Source organism: Bacillus sp. GW821-FHT01G09 (assembly GCF_059422205.1).
The window spans coordinates 321679-338829 of the sequence record NZ_JBWKWL010000004.1; the positions used below are offsets into that span (position 1 = coordinate 321679).

General features: G+C 45.5%; 20 protein-coding genes. 6 read left to right on the top strand and 14 right to left on the bottom strand.

Annotated elements, in window-relative coordinates; genetic code table 11:
* Window position 1: 1 nt before the first annotated feature.
* The 6 genes from AC07VD_RS15250 to AC07VD_RS15275 form a co-directional block, all read right to left on the bottom strand.
* Window positions 2-325: an iron-sulfur cluster biosynthesis family protein gene (locus AC07VD_RS15250; RefSeq protein WP_217018290.1), complete on the bottom strand. Its 324-nt coding sequence runs from the start codon at window positions 323-325 to the stop codon at window positions 2-4.
* Entirely contained in the window at window positions 322-1353 is a 1032-nt protein-coding gene (locus AC07VD_RS15255; RefSeq protein WP_217018289.1) for a GNAT family N-acetyltransferase, read from the bottom strand. Before AC07VD_RS15255 ends, AC07VD_RS15250 begins: the two co-directional genes overlap by 4 nt.
* Window positions 1346-1690, bottom strand: a complete 345-nt coding sequence (locus AC07VD_RS15260) for an antibiotic biosynthesis monooxygenase family protein (protein WP_072557091.1) — start codon at window positions 1688-1690, stop codon at window positions 1346-1348. Before AC07VD_RS15260 ends, AC07VD_RS15255 begins: the two co-directional genes overlap by 8 nt.
* Before the next feature lie 9 nt (window positions 1691-1699).
* Complete coding sequence (locus AC07VD_RS15265) at window positions 1700-2170, bottom strand: GNAT family N-acetyltransferase (protein ID WP_004398668.1); 471 nt, start codon at window positions 2168-2170, stop codon at window positions 1700-1702.
* Between the two features lie 185 nt (window positions 2171-2355).
* Window positions 2356-2694: a YolD-like family protein gene (locus AC07VD_RS15270; RefSeq protein ID WP_163138281.1), complete on the bottom strand. Its 339-nt coding sequence runs from the start codon at window positions 2692-2694 to the stop codon at window positions 2356-2358.
* The gene (locus tag AC07VD_RS15275; RefSeq protein WP_080263027.1) at window positions 2691-3929 is read right to left on the bottom strand and encodes a DNA polymerase IV; all 1239 of its coding nucleotides are present in this window, start codon (window positions 3927-3929) and stop codon (window positions 2691-2693) included. Before AC07VD_RS15275 ends, AC07VD_RS15270 begins: the two co-directional genes overlap by 4 nt.
* A gap of 165 nt (window positions 3930-4094) precedes the next feature.
* Here AC07VD_RS15275 and AC07VD_RS15280 point away from each other — a divergent pair, with 165 nt between their 5' ends.
* The 3 genes from AC07VD_RS15280 to AC07VD_RS15290 all read left to right on the top strand — a co-directional run bounded on the left by AC07VD_RS15280 (window position 4095) and on the right by AC07VD_RS15290 (window position 6293).
* Window positions 4095-4301, top strand: a complete 207-nt coding sequence (locus AC07VD_RS15280; protein ID WP_004398642.1) for a YqzH family protein — start codon at window positions 4095-4097, stop codon at window positions 4299-4301.
* A gap of 550 nt (window positions 4302-4851) precedes the next feature.
* Window positions 4852-6084, top strand: coding sequence for an MDR family MFS transporter (locus tag AC07VD_RS15285; RefSeq protein ID WP_217018285.1), 1233 nt, complete (start codon window positions 4852-4854; stop codon window positions 6082-6084).
* Between the two features lie 50 nt (window positions 6085-6134).
* Complete coding sequence (locus AC07VD_RS15290) at window positions 6135-6293, top strand: hypothetical protein (RefSeq protein ID WP_014477259.1); 159 nt, start codon at window positions 6135-6137, stop codon at window positions 6291-6293.
* Here the strand turns inward: AC07VD_RS15290 and AC07VD_RS15295 are convergent.
* From AC07VD_RS15295 to AC07VD_RS15315, 5 genes are all read right to left on the bottom strand, one after another.
* Window positions 6290-6676: a VOC family protein gene (locus tag AC07VD_RS15295; RefSeq protein WP_217018282.1), complete on the bottom strand. Its 387-nt coding sequence runs from the start codon at window positions 6674-6676 to the stop codon at window positions 6290-6292. The two genes, AC07VD_RS15290 and AC07VD_RS15295, sit on opposite strands and share 4 nt — an antisense overlap.
* Window positions 6677-6680: 4 nt before the next feature.
* Entirely contained in the window at window positions 6681-7640 is a 960-nt protein-coding gene (gene coaA / locus AC07VD_RS15300; protein ID WP_003245966.1) for a type I pantothenate kinase, read from the bottom strand.
* 71 nt (window positions 7641-7711) lie between these two features.
* Complete coding sequence (gene dsdA / locus AC07VD_RS15305) at window positions 7712-9058, bottom strand: D-serine ammonia-lyase (RefSeq protein WP_217018273.1); 1347 nt, start codon at window positions 9056-9058, stop codon at window positions 7712-7714.
* Window positions 9059-9133: 75 nt separating this feature from the next.
* Window positions 9134-9913, bottom strand: coding sequence for an SDR family oxidoreductase (locus AC07VD_RS15310; protein ID WP_144483054.1), 780 nt, complete (start codon window positions 9911-9913; stop codon window positions 9134-9136).
* Between the two features lie 5 nt (window positions 9914-9918).
* Window positions 9919-10878 carry an MBL fold metallo-hydrolase gene (locus tag AC07VD_RS15315; RefSeq protein WP_494721817.1) on the bottom strand — a complete coding sequence of 320 codons (960 nt, stop codon included), beginning with the start codon at window positions 10876-10878 and terminating at the stop codon, window positions 9919-9921.
* 403 nt (window positions 10879-11281) lie between these two features.
* Between AC07VD_RS15315 and proC the strand changes: the two genes are divergently transcribed.
* Window positions 11282-12118, top strand: coding sequence for a pyrroline-5-carboxylate reductase (gene proC / locus AC07VD_RS15320; RefSeq protein ID WP_124058552.1), 837 nt, complete (start codon window positions 11282-11284; stop codon window positions 12116-12118).
* 39 nt (window positions 12119-12157) lie between these two features.
* On the opposite strand, the gene AC07VD_RS15325 is transcribed toward proC, so the two are convergent.
* Window positions 12158-13801, bottom strand: coding sequence for a M20/M25/M40 family metallo-hydrolase (locus AC07VD_RS15325; protein WP_494721816.1), 1644 nt, complete (start codon window positions 13799-13801; stop codon window positions 12158-12160).
* 171 nt (window positions 13802-13972) lie between these two features.
* Here AC07VD_RS15325 and namA point away from each other — a divergent pair, with 171 nt between their 5' ends.
* The gene (gene namA / locus AC07VD_RS15330; protein WP_003230377.1) at window positions 13973-14989 is read left to right on the top strand and encodes an NADPH dehydrogenase NamA; all 1017 of its coding nucleotides are present in this window, start codon (window positions 13973-13975) and stop codon (window positions 14987-14989) included.
* Window positions 14990-15097: 108 nt separating this feature from the next.
* Complete coding sequence (locus tag AC07VD_RS15335; protein ID WP_014477266.1) at window positions 15098-15859, top strand: alpha/beta fold hydrolase; 762 nt, start codon at window positions 15098-15100, stop codon at window positions 15857-15859.
* A 43-nt stretch (window positions 15860-15902) separates the two neighbouring features.
* Here AC07VD_RS15335 and rpmG read toward each other — a convergent pair whose 3' ends face one another.
* The gene (rpmG, locus tag AC07VD_RS15340; RefSeq protein ID WP_003226511.1) at window positions 15903-16052 is read right to left on the bottom strand and encodes a 50S ribosomal protein L33; all 150 of its coding nucleotides are present in this window, start codon (window positions 16050-16052) and stop codon (window positions 15903-15905) included.
* Window positions 16053-16133: 81 nt separating this feature from the next.
* Window positions 16134-17057: a ribonuclease Z gene (gene rnz, locus AC07VD_RS15345; RefSeq protein ID WP_494721815.1), complete on the bottom strand. Its 924-nt coding sequence runs from the start codon at window positions 17055-17057 to the stop codon at window positions 16134-16136.
* Window positions 17058-17151 lie beyond the last annotated feature (94 nt).

Below are 17151 nucleotides of genomic sequence, written 5' to 3' on the forward strand. Positions count from 1 at the left end.
CCTACTTTACTAATATGCTCATTCTGGGGCTGAGCATTTCAGCCGGGCTTTTCAGCGCCAATGTTTTGGCTTTTTCATTGTAATCGATCGTCATTTGATCGTCAAAAAACACTTTTTGCGACGATTGGATATACAGCGTAATGCCATTCGTTTCCAGCTGTTCGCACTGTCCCGTTAATTCTTCTGCCAGCCAGATTGTCGGGACACCGCTTACAGCGCAGCCGCATCCTTCTGCATCGTAACGAAGCTGGGCTTTTTTTCCCGGGTTGGCGTCAAACGCCTGCTGCAGTGCCTGTTTTGCTGCATCTGTCACATGTATGTTCATAAGGTGAAACCCCCGTTTTCATCATTTTCGCTATTGTAGCATACAACACTGCCATTCGCATTGTTTCTGCCTTTTTTCCACCGCTTCGCATTTTCTTCTGCAGTCTTGATCCACTCATCTTTCCCTTGTATGTACTGATTGATGCTGTCAGGATGCTGGGCCGCCAGCCGTTTTTTGAGAACGGCATATTCTTTCGCTATGTTTGGATGAGCTCTGAGATAATCTCTGAATAACAGATGCCTTTCAATAGCAGGGTTTCCCTGTTCGTACATATGGACATGATGAGTGCGTTTATTTCCGCCCTTTTGGAAATAACGCCTGCCCGCTATGCCGTTCTCACCTTTTGGTGTATAGCCGTTAGCCTTCATTTGTTCATCAAATTGGCTCACGGCTTCAATGCTTCTGACTTCAATTAACATATCAATGATTGGCTTCGCTGCCATGTTCGGTATTGATGTGCTTCCGATGTGATGAACAGCGATAATCTCCGGCCCGAACACCAGTTTCAGCCGTTCTTTTTCTTCATCGAAACATTCTGCCCATTTTTCGTTGTAGAGAATGACCTCAACTTTTCTTTTCGGATACAAATGAAAGACCGTCAGCAATAGACCCTGCGCTGCTTTGACGGTTTCTGCCTTTTGGAATCCGGCCTGTGTATAGAGTGACACAGCCGGGGTATTGTTCTCGGCTGTGACTACTTCGATTTTCTCAGCGTCTTCGTTATGATCAATGACAAATTGCAGAAGCGCTCGTCCAATTCCTTTTCTGAAACCGTCAGGATGCACAATAAGCCTGCAAATGGTGAGATGATGCATGTTTTTCTCATATGAAATGACACCGATCAGCTTGCCGTTTTTCCGATATCCCGCAAACCGCTCATGGGATGCTTGAATATCCTTCACCTTCTCTTGTAAAGCGGGAATACCGTCAAAACCGATAATCTCTGTTTCCTTTATGTAGGCGGGGATCTGTACGGCTAAAATCTCACGCGCTATAGTGTCTTCCTTATGCTGGAGAAATTCAATCATTCGTGTTCTCCTGAAACAGCCGCTGTCTTTCGATTTTTGCGACGCGGACTGCATACGACTCGTACCAAACGCTTTTTCCTTTTTCTTTTGCTGCTTGATGTTCAGTGTGATGCTTCCAATGGTTAATTGCGTCCATACTGTCCCAATAGGAAACTGTGATGCCCCTTCCATCCGCTTCACGTACGCTTTCCACGCCTAAAAATCCAGGCTGATCCGCCGCAAGCGATACCATCCGCTCCGCTGTTTCTCCATATCCTGTGTCATTTTCGCTTTTGACAGAAGAAAAAATGACTGCATAGTAAGGAGGCTCAGGTGTTTTTGATAAAAAATCCATTATATTTCCCCCTCATATGTTTTTGACAAACAGTACCCTGTCTTGGCCCGGGCCATCATAGTTTGCAAACACTGAGATGCCATTTACCGTCTTGGTGCCCTTTTCAATATCAAACCCCAATTTTGTGTGATATGCGATTGATACCTTATTCACAGGTGAAGTGACGCACTTCACCCGGGTGCAGCCTCTTTGTTTTACTGTTTCGATAAATACATCATACAATTGTTTCCCAATTTGCATTTTTCTGAAATCTGGATGCACACCGGAAAAATGAATGTACGCCGTTTCAGGATCCGATTGCGATTGAAATCCGATTAAAAATCCGGTCATGCTGTTATGTTCGGATGTAATAAAGCTTGTGTCCTGAAAATGCTCAAAAAATAGTCTCGGCAATTTTTCTTTCAGCTGTCTGCCGCCCCACCATTCATTCAGTACAGACGTTACCATTTCATAATCTGAAGACGTGATTGTTCGAATATCCATTACGATTTGATCTCCCTCCGTCTGGCAAAACGAATGTCAGCTCTTTTTCTCACAATATAAAAATTATATTTTGCCTGGCTGGAATTGTAAATGCCTTCTTTCCTGTATCATACGTTTCCAGACTGCCGAGGGAACAATGTTTGATCATTTTATGCCTATTTCTCCCCCAAGCAGGAGGAGAGACTTTACAGCACAATATCAAGCACTTGATCAAGTTTCAGCTTATAAAGCTGATCCTCGTCTCCTTTTATCCATACTGCTTTTTCAAACTCTTCATACCGGCAGATTTTCCCGGTGCAGCAGACAATCTCACCGTCCTGAAAGCAGCTGACAGTGATATCCTGAGCAAACTCCATCGCGGCGCAAAGCGTTTGATTCAGCTCTTCCAGCTTATCGGGGTCAAGGATCGGCTTTTGCAGCTTCTGTTTAAGTCGCTTTCTCTCCAGCAGGCTTTGCTTATGTTCCGGCAGAAACATCCTGCTCCCTTCCCACAGCAGGTTGCCCCTTTTTAAATGGTCGTTCATTTATAATGCCCTCCTATTTTAGCCGCACGTTCAAATGCCTGGCCTGCCGCTGTCAGTGACGCCGCCCTGATGATTGCTGTATCGCCGAATCGATTTTTAATGCCGTCCATCACATAGCCTAGGCTCATTTTCTTTGCATAATCCTGAAATAAATTGAGCTGCCATATGTCATCAGATGAGAGCTGAGACAGATTGACACCGAGGCGGCGGACGGGTTTCCCGTCCCAAAATGTAAGAAACAGCCGTCGTACAGCCTCATATACATCCTGCGTAGAATTAGTCGGCTCTGCCAGCTTCACTTGCCGGTTGAAGCCCGTCGGCCAATCAAAATCAGCACCCCGGCAGCTCACTGACACTGTCTGCCCCATGACCCCGGCGTTTCGGCTTCGCCTGCACACCTCTTCACTCAGCTCAAGCAATACGACCTTGATTTCTTTGTCAAAGTGTTCGTAGTCTCTCGGGAGAGTCATTCCATGGCCTATCGCCTTTTGCCCGTCCAGAGACGAAGTTGACACAGGGGAATAGTCGATTCCGTTTGCCGTCATCCACAGCACGTGGCCGTTAATGCCCCATTTCTTTTTTAAAAGATCGAGCGGAAAAGCCGCGAGCCCGCCGATCGTGCTGATGCCCATTCGATTTAAATGATGCTTCATGCGGCTCCCGACGCCAAACATGCTGCCCACCGGGAGCGGCCACATTTCGGTTTTCATATTTTCTTTCGTTAAGGTAAAAATACCGTTTTTATTCTTTTTGGCAAAATTGTCACACGCAATTTTGGCCAGCGCTTTGTTAGGGCCGATTCCCACCCGTGCATAAACGCCGATTTCCCGCATGATTCTGCCCTGAATGCTTTTCGCGATCTCCATCGGCGTCCCAAACAGCTTCTGGCTGCCTGTAATGTCCATGAACTGTTCATCGATGGAATACGGCTCCACAAGGTCTGTATACTCCTCTAGAATGGCCGTAATTTGCAGTGATACATCAATATACCGCTGCATACGCGGCCGGAGCACAACAGCCTCAGGACACTTTTCCTGCGCCTCCCACAGCCGTGAAGCATTCACCACACCCTTTTGTTTCGCCAGCGGGCAGGCAGCCAATACGACTCCGCCCCTTTTTTCAGGGTCACCCGAAACAATGACGGGCCTATTTTTCAAATATGGATTTTCCGCTTTCTCTACAGATGCATAAAACGATTGCATGTCAACGAGAAAAATCACTTTTTCTTTCATCATACACACCTCTAAAAAGAACTTATGTTCGTTTTTCATTATATGCGAAAGTATGTTCGTTTTATACTGGTAAATGATTCTTGTCTGACAGAAAATATGATACAAGGGTTTGAGAGAAGAAAAACATTTAGTAGAATAAAAGCGAAGCATAAGGATAGGAGAGTCATGATGGAGAAATTTGTCGAAAAAATGCTGGGACAGGCATTGCGTCAATACGGCAGAAACGTTGCTATAGATCCGTTAAGCCCGTATGAAAAACAAAGCCTGAAAGCGGCTCTACAAGAGAGACGGAATGAAGAACCGGATGAGGATCTGCATGCGCATATAGAAGATATCATTTATGACTATGTCACAAACCAAGGCCTGTTCTCTTAAACGCATGACTGTCAGTTCGTTCAGCCGCTGATGCGGCTTCCCTTTGAAAACACCGCCCGAAACAAATAAACAGTTTCAGGCTCACAGAAAAAAGCAGGATTTTCTCACGCTCCATAGATTCATATGGCCTGGCATAAAATTCCCCTCAGTGCTCGCGCAAAACGGAATAAGCTGTCCATGATCACGCGTATACACTTTTTCGAAGAGATGTGCTCTCTTGTTCTGTCATGCGGTCCATCGGTTTTCAGCTTACATCTTGATCTCATAGCCGGTTTCACTGCCGATATGATCTACGTCCTGGCGGCTTAAACTAACACACCCTCACTGACCAATCGCTTTGCTTTTCATCGGACATCCCGTCATTTTCCTTCTTCAATTTCAAGATGTAAACTCCGTCAGCCACACGCATCCTCAACGCATAGTATATTGCCATCCATACAATCAGGCATACTACATGTCAAAAACGAAATATTTTGAATGATCTATTGGAGAAGGAAATTTTTTCATATATGATAGAGGAAGATCTTACATACAGGAGAGAATATAATTCATGAAGAAATGGAAAGATATCCACCCGATCAGCTGGACAATTATAATCGGAACCATTTTCGGCAGAATGGCAACATCGATGAGCATTCCTTTTTTAGCGATTTATTTGACAGCCGTCCAAGGCGCATCAGCTTCCTATGCAGGGCTGGTCATTGCCGCGAGCTCATCAGTCGGCATCCTCGCAAGCTTTTACGGCGGATATATCTCAGATAAATTCGGCAGAAAAAACATGATGCTTGTATCGATTTTCGGATGGATGCTGGTATTTGCAGGCTTTGCGGCGGCATCTCATCTCTGGGTGTTTTTTGTAGTTAACGCATTAAACGGTCTTTGCAAATCACTGTTTGAGCCCGCTTCAAAGGCCTTGCTGTCTGATATGACAGAAGAAAAAACGAGACTGCTAGTTTTTAATTTACGCTATGCAGCTATTAATATCGGCGTTGTCTTCGGACCTGTGCTTGGCCTATATTTCGGCTCATCGCAATCGACTACGCCCTTTTTGGTGCCTGCAGTCATTTACGGACTATACGGAATTGTGCTTGCCCTCCAATTTAAAAAACATCCATCCTTATCAGCACCAGCCCAATCCCGAAATATGAGCGTGCGGGAAGCGTTTATGGTCACGCAAAAGGATTATCTTTTTACCATTGCTTTGGTCGGCATTACGCTATGCACCTTCGGCTACTCACAATTTAGTTCCACATTCCCTCAGTATATGGCGCAGAACCCCTTGATCGGCAATGGAACGAAGCTGTACGGGCTGATGCTGACATTAAACGCAATCGTAGTGTTGGCGACGCAATTTCCCATTGTCCATTTTGCAAAACGGTTTTCGCCGCTTTGTTCTCTGATGCTCGGTAATGTGATGGTTAGCATCAGCATGGCCATTTTCACCGTATCGCACGGTGCTCCATCAATTGTGATGATTGTCATCACATTTACAATCGGCGAAGTTCTTTTATTCTCTATGATGGATTTGTATGTAGACCAGATTGCAAAACCAGGATTAAAAGGCACTTATTTCGGGGCAATCGGTTTTTCACAGCTCGGAAACGTCATCGGCCCTTGGGTCGGGGGGATATGTATAGACCTGTTTGGCGCTGACAGGCCGATTTTTATTTTTTCTGTCCTGAGCGGCATTACCCTGCTCGGCCTGCCATTTTTAGCGTTCGCCTATCGGCAAATGAAAATGGAGACCACAAAACACCGTTCTCGTCTGGAAAAGCCGCTTTAAATAAAAAACGGAAGAGAATGAAACTCTCCCGCAAACATGAGGTGAAGAACATGAATATAGGTGATGTGATGTTTCAGCTGTTTGTATTTATTATATTTGCCGCTGTCATCTTTGCGGCTGTTACAGGCTTCAAGTATGCGAAAAACCGAAAAGCGCAGCTGGATCGCATTGAGAAAAAGCTGAACAGCCTGTCCGAAGATCACGATTAACAGCTTGGGGCAACGAGCTCTACCTTAATCCGGTCTGGATCCTCACAAAAGACTGCATAATGCCCGTCTCCTCCGGCAAAAGGATGCCTGTCTCGGTACAACACACGATAACCTTTTGCCGTCAATTTTTCGGTCATCTGATCGACTTGAAGCTTGGATTCAGCATGAAATGCGAGATGGTTCAGACCGACTCGGCATCTATGGTATTCCGGCTCTAGAAATGGCTCTTTCGCCTGCACAATCACTAGGTAAAAACGATCTTTCTTCCAGCTGATGCCTGAGCTCCATTTTTGATACTCTTTATAGCCAAGTTCTTTTAAGAACCATCCCCAAAACCGTTTAGACGCCTCCAAATCAGAGACATACAGTTCGATATGATGCACAATTTCATACCCTCCTTACCAGCACTTCCTCGACCTTATGCCCGTCTCCCTTACGCAAAATGAGATCTGACCTGAATTTAGTCGGCAAAATATTTTCATATAAATTCGGCCGGTTGACACTCTCCCAAATCGAGGCTGCCATCTCGTCAGCCTCCTGATCGGACAAGTCTTTAAATTTATGAAAATATGAATCAGGATTTTGAAAAGCAGTTTCCCGAAGCAGGCGAAAACGCTCTAAATACCAAGTGAAAATCCGGCTTTCCTCCGCATCCACATAAATCGAAAAATCAAAGAAATCGGAAACAAAAATACGCGGGTTTTCCCGGTCATCCTCCAAGGTGGGCGACTGAAGCACATTAATGCCTTCAATAATCACAATATCCGCCTGTTCTACAACCTCGAACACACCTTCCTCGCGGTCATAGGTTAGATGGGAATACACCGGGGCCTTTACGCTGTCCTTTCCTGATTTTAAGTCATTCAAAAATTCGAGCAGCGCCTTTACATCATAGCTTTCAGGAAACCCTTTTCTAGACATCATATTTTTCTTTTTCAGCTCGGCAGTAGGAAATAAAAAACCATCTGTCGTGATAAGGCTCACTTTTGGACGGTCAGGCAAACGCGAAAGCAGCTTCTGCAAGATCCGCGCCGTCGTGCTTTTTCCGACTGCGACACTGCCGGCAATGCCGATAATAAACGGAATTTTGGCTGAATGTGGGTGCTTCAAAAAAACATTGACATGCTTATTGCGTTCAGCCGCAGACTTGACATGTAAATGAAGCAAGCGAACAAGCGGAATATAGATCGTTTCCACTTCTTCAACAGATAGATAATCATTCAATCCTTCCACAGCTTTTGCCTCTTCTTCAGATACAGCAATCGACAAATGCCCCCCAAAACCAGACCAAGACTCACGATTGTGCTGTGTATATAAAGTATGTAAGTTAAGTTCTTTATTTTTCACTGTTTACACCTGACTCTCTGTAGGTTAAAACCCTTACAAAGATTGTAACGGAAAACCTTTTCACTGTCTGCTTATTTTTCATTTCGTTTTTTTAGCAAATCGGCACCGATTCGGTTATACGCAGCCATTTCTTCTTTTGGAACCATGCTTCCTCCCGTTCCCCAGACGACATGTACGGCATGTTCCATCTTATATTTCTGACCATAGCGCCTTCCCTCTTCTGTCGAAAAAAGCTGAACCGGCCCGAACATGCCCGCAAGAGCAGAGGGCTCTAAATATTTATCTTCAGATACAGCCAGCATATGAAGCAAAGTATAAAGCGTATTGTCCTCTACCGTATAACAGCCGCTCAGAAGCGGTTCAATCAGCTTGCCGACAAATCCTGACGGCCTCCCTACGGCAAGTCCGTCAGCAGCAGTCTGATTATCCAGGCCGATATCCTGGACGGAGATCTTCTCGTGAAGTCCTGAATAAAGCCCTAACAGCATACAAGGTGAATGAGTTGGTTCTGCGAAAAACACATGAACATCATCTCCGTATAAAAGCTTCAGCCCAAATGCTACACCGCCCGGTCCTCCGCCGACTCCACACGGCAGATACACAAACAAAGGCGTCTCAAGACTCGGCTGTATATTCATACAGTCAAGTTGTGTTTTTAATCGGCTTGCAGCAACAGCATATCCTAAGAACAACTGACGAGAATGTTCATCATCAATAAAATAACAGAATGGATCTTGTTCCGCCTGCCGTCTCCCTTCGTTGACCGCTTCGCTGTAATCTGTTTCGTACTCCATAACAGTGACTCCCTTTTGGCGGAGGAGATCCTTTTTCCACTGCTTAGCATCGGCGGACATATGCACTGTCACGCGAAACCCGAGTGCCGCGCCGATGATGCCGATGCTTAAACCCAGATTCCCTGTCGAACCGACAGCAATCGAATAGCGGGAGAAAAACCCGGTAAACCGCTCTTCCTGTAAGATGCGGTAATCATCGGTTTCCTGAAGCATTCCTTCTTGAAGCGCGAGATTTTCAGCATGCTTTAACACTTCATAAATCCCGCCCCTCGCTTTAATCGATCCTGAAATCGGAAGCTCATGGTCGCACTTTAAAAGCCATCTTCCCGGAAGTGGCTGCTGATATGCCGCTTCCAGCTTTTCCTTCATATGCTGCACCTCAAAAAGCGGAGACTCGATGATTCCTTTAGCACCTTTCGTCTCAGGAAACACCTCGGAAATGTAAGGTGCAAACCGCCGCATTCTTTTTTCCGCTTCCGCTATCTCGGTTTCCCACTCATCTGCACGGGGTAATGGCCCCTCTTTCTTGCCTGAATTTGCCCAGAATACAGGCTCTGCATCAATCAGTTTCTGTATAAATGGATCTTTAAACAGAGCATGAAGGACTTCTGAATGAACTGACATTCAACAATCTCTCCCTTCCACTATCAAAAACTGCCCCGTGAGAAACAAGCCACTCCACTACAGGCAGTTCCATCATTATTTTTTCATGAGCGCGCGTCCTGCCAGCTTTTCTACAAGAGCTGGAAACAGCTGATACAGCTTAGTGCCGGCATTCATTAAACGCGGAAGATTGATCTCCCGCTTGTTCGTAAAAATTGCAGCTGTAATTTGAGCTGCTACGTCATCAGGATCAAGCATCCAGCGGCCGACATTTTTGGCGTAGTCCCCGCCTTTATCAGCAATGGAAAAAAAGTCCGTCTGAATCGGTCCCGGGTTGACTGTTGTCACATAAATGCCGGTTCCCGAAAGCTCCATCCGCAAAGCGTTTGAGTAACCTAACACGGCATGTTTAGTCGCGGAATACAGGCTAGACTTCGGTGTTGCGATTTTCCCCGCTTGAGAGGCGATATTGATGATATGGCCCTTTTTTTGCTCAAGCATTTGCGGAAGCACCGCTTTTGTACAGGCGATCAGGCCGAAGACATTCACATCAAACATCGCTTTCATGTCATCCAATGTAGAGTCTAAAACCGTTTCAAATATACCGAAGCCCGCATTGTTAATCAGTACATCAACCGAGCCGATCTGATCGCGGACCCGGGCAATATCCTCTAGGCGGCCGACATCCAGAGGAAAAATCTCACACTGTCCGCTCCATTCCTCGGTTATTTTCCTTTTGATTTCTATCAAACGATCCTCGCGTCTAGCCGACAGCAGGACATGGGCTCCTTCAGCCGCGCATAAGTATGCGATTCTTTCACCAAGCCCTCCTGAAGCGCCGGTTATCCAAATCCTTTTTCCCGCTATATGTTTCACCCATTTCACCTCTTCATTGTTTTAAAGTATGCGGTATTTCCTTCCCAATATGACGTGATGGCTTCTTCAGCCTCCAACACATCAAGGTGACCTGCCGTTTCTGACATCGTTAAAAACAATTCCTTTTCATATACAGCAGGAAAAAGCTGCTGACAGACCTGAAAAGCGGTCATTGGCTTTTCATCCAGCATGCGACACACATCCTCCGTCCTGTTCCTCTGCTTGTCAAAACGCTTCTCAATCAGCGCTTGTACACTGGTGATAGGCTCGCCGTGACCAGGAAATACGATTGTTGGATCAAGTTGAGACAGCCTTCGCAATGACCGCTGATAATCCACTAAAGGCTTTGACCTGACGTCTCCCGCTTTCGGCGCTTCCAAAATCGGATTAGACGAGCTGTTGGCCAGCAGTAGATCGCCGCCAAGCATCCTTCCGCTTTTTTCATGGAACAGAACGATATGCGATTCAGCATGTCCAGGCATCTCCAACACAGACCAGCCCTCAAGCCCATCTATGCCCATACCTTCTCTGATTGATTTTGTCAGAGATCTCGTACAGGAAAATGCGTACGCTGATCGAATCAGCTTTTCCGCCTTCCCCGTATCAAATGGAACGCCTAATTCAGGCAGCAGCTTTTGAAAAAAACGTTTTTGCCAATCCATAAAGGCTTGATTTCGGCTGATATAAGGTTCGTTGAATGCATGCCCAATCACTTCGATTTCATCTGAAAAGACATCAAGCAAGCCTGTATGATCAGCATGATGGTGAGTCAGTACAACCTGCTCGATATCTGACAATTTCACATTTACAGCGGCAAGCTGCTCTTGTAAGGCTCTGGCAGCCTCTTTTGTATTCGGTCCTGCATCAATAAGTGTCAGTGCATCACCTTTTACGAGGTAAACGATAACATCGCCGACAGCAAACGGCGTCGGGACGCGGATCGCAATTACATCTTCAGTTGTCATCCTTTCGCTCCTTGTCTTCATTCATTATTCATATTTTAGCTTTTTCTCGATCTTGTGTCATTATTGCTGAATGAGAACAAACCTTTTTGAAAAAGCTATTGACATCAGCTTGTCCGCCATTGCATAATGAACAACAAACTAAAACGAGAACCATTGGAACGCTATGACGAGGAATAGTATACAAGGCAATGGCCTAAGAGAGCGATACCCCCGGCTGAAAGGTGTTGCGGCCCGCTTGTTTGTAGAACCTGCCCTCAAGTCGCGGTTAGGAAAACCTAAACGTTTCCCGCGTTACGGGATTTGAGCTGAGCACAATTTGTGCTAATGAGGGTGGTACCGCGAACCTTTTCGTCCTTTACGTGATGAAAAGGTTTTTTGTTGTTCTGATAGAAGGAGGATATCAATGAAAAAGATAGGATTTGTCGGCGCCGGGTCAATGGCAGAAGCAATGATCAACGGCATTTTGCAAAGCGGCATCACAAAACCAGAACATATCTATATTACAAATCGCTCAAATGACGAGCGTCTGATTGAATTAAAGGAAACGTACGGCGTGCGTCCATGCAGAGATAAAAATGAGTTTTTCACTCACACCGATATCATTATCCTCGCTTTCAAACCGAAAGACGCGGCGGAAAGCATCGACAGCATCCGGCCGTATATCAAGGACCAGCTTGTAATTTCAGTACTTGCAGGCCTTACCATCGAAACCATTCAGCATTATTTTGGCAGAAAGCTCGCGGTCATTCGCGTCATGCCTAATACATCAGCGGCAATCAGAAAATCAGCAACCGGATTTTCCGTAAGCGCGGAAGCAAGCAAGAATGATATTATTGCCGCAAAAGCTCTATTGGAAACAATCGGTGATGCAACACTGGTTGAGGAGCGGCATCTTGACGCTGTCACTGCAATTGCAGGCAGCGGCCCGGCCTACGTGTATCGTTATATCGAGGCGATGGAAAAAGCGGCACAAAAAGTAGGATTAGATAAAGAAACGGCAAAAGCACTCATTTTGCAGACAATGGCAGGGGCAACAGATATGCTCCTTCAAAGCGGCAAACAGCCGGAAAAGCTGCGTAAAGAAATCACCAGTCCTGGAGGCACTACAGAGGCAGGTCTTCGCGCTTTACAGGACTCCCGCTTTGAAGAAGCAATCATTCACTGTATTGAAGAAACAGCTAAACGGAGCGCAGAAATCAAAGAACAGTTTGCCGGTGCCGCCTTAGAGAGACATTCTTAGATGTAAGACAAAAACAGAAGGCACAGTGCCTTCTGTTTTTTATGTTTCCCGCAGCAGCTGGCCGGCAGACTCTGATTGCTTTAATAGCACGGAGATCGTAAATGAAAGCAAATCGGGAAGCACTTCAAAGGAATAAGGCATATACAATCTTTCCGTCCATTTATGCGGGTCTTTACCAGCCGGACCGACATTTAAAACCGGGACATATAAAGCCTGTTTTTTACCGCTTGGCAATGAATATCCTCTGTTAAAGAGCGGCATATTGCTTGTGTATGCATCAACCTCCTGCTTTTCCAGCTGAAGATAACTCAAGTCCGAAAGTCCGGGGAAGTACTGAACCTCCCGTAATGCAATGCCGTATCGCTCAGCCGCATAATGCTTTAACTGATCTGCTGTATTCCTGATCAATTGATCATCCTTCGAAGAAACAGCCGGATACAACGGTGGGCTGTAAAAAAGCACAATGAGCGGCGCATCCTCCTTACAAAGCGAAGCAAGCTCAGAAACAATTTTCGTCGAAAAATCCCTGTCTCCAAGCTCCCCCCTGTTAGCAAAGGCATAATTTAGAGCCCGCTCTGTTTCCGAGATCCCCGCACGCTTTTTTGCACGCGAGACCAGCTCATCAAATGTCAAAACAGTGACGTCCCGCTCAATCGGCTGAAATGGCTCAAATTGTTGAAAATCCTGTGTTTTCTTCCGAACGTTCGACATGATTTCCTCTGCCGCCTGTTCTGCTGTTTTAAGCAGCATCTGATGCAGCTCACTAGCTGAGCGTTTCATTGACAGCACATTAAATAATGTGACGGCTGTATGCGGTGTCTGGACTGAATATGCCTCTTTCAAGTCCTTTTGCATTAAGTTTACCGGCGGCGGAGTGACCTCGCCATCTACCTTTTCGCAATAATCAGCATTCAGTTCAAGCAAACGGTTAATCTCAGATACCATTAAATTTGCGTTTAGGCCTGAAAACGGCTCTCCAACATGTGTCTCAATCCCCTTGCAGAAAAAACCCGCAAGCACCTTGCCAATGCTTCCTGTATAAAAATATTGCTGCTGATCGCCGGGAAATTTTTCAAACATCGGTTCGGCATTCAGGCAAGCGGTTAATGTGATATCATGCTTTTTCTCCATTTCCTTCAATGCAGGAACCGCTTCAATCATGCCTCTTGAATTCACTTCCTCGTCCGGAACCGTTATCAACAGCAGATTGCCCTCAAAATGCCCGTTCATTGCCCTCTCCAGCATCGACAGTTGAACACAAAGCCCCGCTTTCATATCCATCGTCCCTCTTCCGAACAGCCAGTCTCCGCTTTCGGCATCTCTTCTCACACGTTCCGGGAGCAGCTCTTTTTTCTCTAAAAAGGAGCTCAAAAGCTCAGCAGGCTTGCAAGCCATATGTTTAAATTCGCCGTAATCTTCTATGTCAACGACATCAAAATGACTCAGCAGAAGCACTGTCTTTTTGACATTCTTCTTTTTGACTAGAGCCGTAAGAAAAGATCTGCCATCGTCCATCGGATGAAGTATTACATCATCAGGGTGCTTTTGAAAATAGGGCTTGTCCTTCAAAATAAAATAAAGATACTCTGCAAGTGCTGCCTCGCCCTTTGAACCGGTGATGCTTTCGTATTGCACAAGAGAAGTTAAAAGTGCCAGCAATTCGTCCTTCGTCTGCCAATTCATTGATTTCGCCCCTCCTATGAATAAAAATGCTTCTATACTGAAAAATAAACTGATTTCTCGTCTATTATACAGAAATGTTTGACAAAAGCGGTTCTTTTGAGCAGTTTATATGACGGGAAAGAAATGACTTGATATAATCAATCTCTAAAAACCTTACGGGAGGCGAAAGAAATGGCCAGAAAATTATTCACACCGATTACAATTAAAGATATGACGTTAAAAAACCGCATTGTCATGTCGCCAATGTGCATGTATTCTTCTCATGAAAAGGACGGAAAATTGACACCGTTCCACATGGCACATTACATATCGCGCGCAATCGGCCAGGTCGGACTGATTATTGTCGAGGCGTCAGCAGTTAATCCTCAAGGACGAATCACTGACCAAGACTTAGGCATTTGGAGCGACGAGCATATTGAAGGCTTTGCCAAACTGACTGAGCAGGTCAAAGAACAAGGTTCAAAAATCGGCATTCAGCTTGCCCATGCCGGACGTAAAGCTGAGCTTGAAGGAGATATCTTCGCTCCATCGGCGATTGCGTTTGACGAACAATCAGCAACACCTGTAGAAATGTCAGCAGAAAAAGTAAAAGAAACAGTTCAGGAGTTCAAGCAAGCGGCTGCCCGCGCAAAAGAAGCCGGCTTTGATGTGATTGAAATTCATGCGGCGCACGGATATTTAATTCACGAATTTTTATCTCCGCTTTCCAACCATCGCACAGATGAATATGGCGGCTCACCTGAAAACCGCTATCGTTTCTTGAGAGAGATCATTGATGAAGTCAAACAAGTATGGGACGGTCCTTTATTTGTCCGTGTATCTGCTTCTGACTACACTGATAAAGGCTTAGACATTGCCGATCACATCGGTTTTGCAAAATGGATGAAGGAGCAGGGTGTTGACTTAATTGACTGCAGCTCAGGCGCCCTTGTTCACGCAGACATTAACGTATTCCCTGGCTATCAAGTCAGCTTCGCTGAGAAAATCCGTGAACAGGCGGACATGGCTACTGGTGCCGTCGGCATGATTACAGACGGTTCAATGGCTGAAGAAATTCTGCAAAACGGACGTGCCGATCTCATCTTTATCGGCAGAGAGCTTTTGCGGGATCCATTCTTTGCAAGAACTGCTGCGAAACAGCTCAACACAGAGATTCCGGCCCCTGTTCAATACGAAAGAGGCTGGTAATGCCATAAGAGATATCCTGTAGAGGATATCTCTTTTTTTATTTTTAGAGAAACGATCGGCTAAGGTTCTCCGTCTCCCTAGTAGAACCAATTAGAGGAGATGACTCCAATGAAATCAGCTTGGATGGAAAAGACATATACAATTGACGGATGTGCGTTTCATACACAGCACCGGAAAGGATCAAGCGGTGTAACGATTGTCTTTGAGGCCGGCTATGGTACTTCTTCTGAGACGTGGAAACCATTAATGGCGGACATTGATGATGAATTTGGCATTTTCACATATGATCGGGCAGGCATAGGAAAAAGCGGGCAAAGCAGAGCTAAACGAACAGCTGATCAACAAGTGAAAGAATTGGAGAGTTTGCTTAAAGCAGCTGATGTAAAACCTCCTTATTTGGCTGTTTCACACTCATACGGAGCTGTCATCACCGGTTTATGGGCCTGCAAAAACAAGTATGATATTATCGGCATGGTCCTTCTTGACCCAGCTTTAGGCGATTGCGCCAGCTTTACCTTTATACCCGAAGAAATGCACAAATCACATACGAGAAAGATGATGCTTGAGGGCACACATGCAGAGTTTTCAAAAAGTCTGCAGGAGCTCAAAAAGCGGCAAGTCCACTTAGGAAACATGCCTCTCCTTGTGTTGTCATCAGGAGAACGGACTGAGAAATTCGCTGCTGAACAGGAGTGGCAAAACTTGCACAGCAGCATATTGTCTCTATCTAACCAAAGCGGCTGGATTCAAGCTAAAAACAGCTCCCACAACATCCATCATGATGAACCTCATATCGTTCACTTGGCTATTTATGACGTATGGTGCGCAGCGTGCCAGCAGGCCGCTCCTCTTTACCAGGCAGTCAATTAACGTAAAAAAAGACCGGGCCGTAAGGGATTCCCGGTCTTTAATATTATTTTGTTTCACGGTGAAGGGTATATTTCTTTAAACGCGGTGAATATTTTTTCAGCTCCAAACGGTCTGGATTGGTGCGTTTATTTTTTGTTGTGATGTAATTTCGGTCTCCCGTTTCAGTGCAGGCTAAAGTAACATTTACTCTCATAATTAACGTCTCCTTATAAAGCGTAATGATTACGTTTTATTATACAACATCATCACAAATTGTCAAATAAGAGCTCCGCCTTCAGCCTCGCGTGACATTTACCTCTAAGAAATCATATGCCGCCACGCTATTGGGGAAAACGTCAACCGCTTCTTTTTGAAGCTCCAAAGAAGCATCTCCCTGGTATCTTGCGCTGATATGGGTTAAAATGAGCTGCTTCGCTCTTGCTTCTTTCGCTGTTACAGCCGCTTGTTCCGTTGTACTGTGATAATAATCATAAGCAAGTTTACGGTCTTCCTTAGCAAAGGTTGCTTCATGAACAAGCACATCACAATCCCTCGCAAGCTCTTTTAGTTTGTCACTTACTCTCGTATCACCGGAGAACACAACAGATCTTCCCTTTTTGGGAGGCTCCAGAAAATCATTCCCATTGATGATTCGTCCGTCTTCAAGCGTTACCGTTTCGCCTTTTTTGATTTTCTGATATACAGGTCCGGGCGGGATGTTCATTTCTTTTAATACATCAGCCTTCAAGGAACCCGGTACGTCTTTTTCCTGCACACGGTACCCAAAGGCTTCCACTCCATGAATAACAGATACCGCTGTGACAATAAACTGATCGTCCTCAAACACGATTCCTTCTTCAATTTCCTGGATCGCAAGCGGATATGTCAAATGGGTCTTCGTGACGGCAAGGCTTGTTTCAATAAACGCCTTGATCCCTTTAGGTCCGTACACTGTCAGCTCGTCCTCTCCGCCTTGAAAGGAACGGCTCCCCAGAAGCCCCGGAAGTCCGTATACATGATCGCCGTGCATGTGTGTAATAAAGATTTTCTCTATTTTACGAGGTTTAATCGTTGTATGTAAAATTTGATGCTGTGTGGCTTCCCCGCAGTCAAAAAGCCATACCGAACGCCTTTCTTCAAGCAATTTTAATGCCACCGACGTTACATTTCTCGCCTTGGCGGGAATGCCGGCTCCCGTCCCTAAAAAAAGTAATTCCACGTTTCCTTCCTCCTACTAGAACCAGATACCTACAAGAATACAGGATCAAGCTCAAAATGTGAATCTTGCCTCTGAAAAGAACAATCCTTTCGTG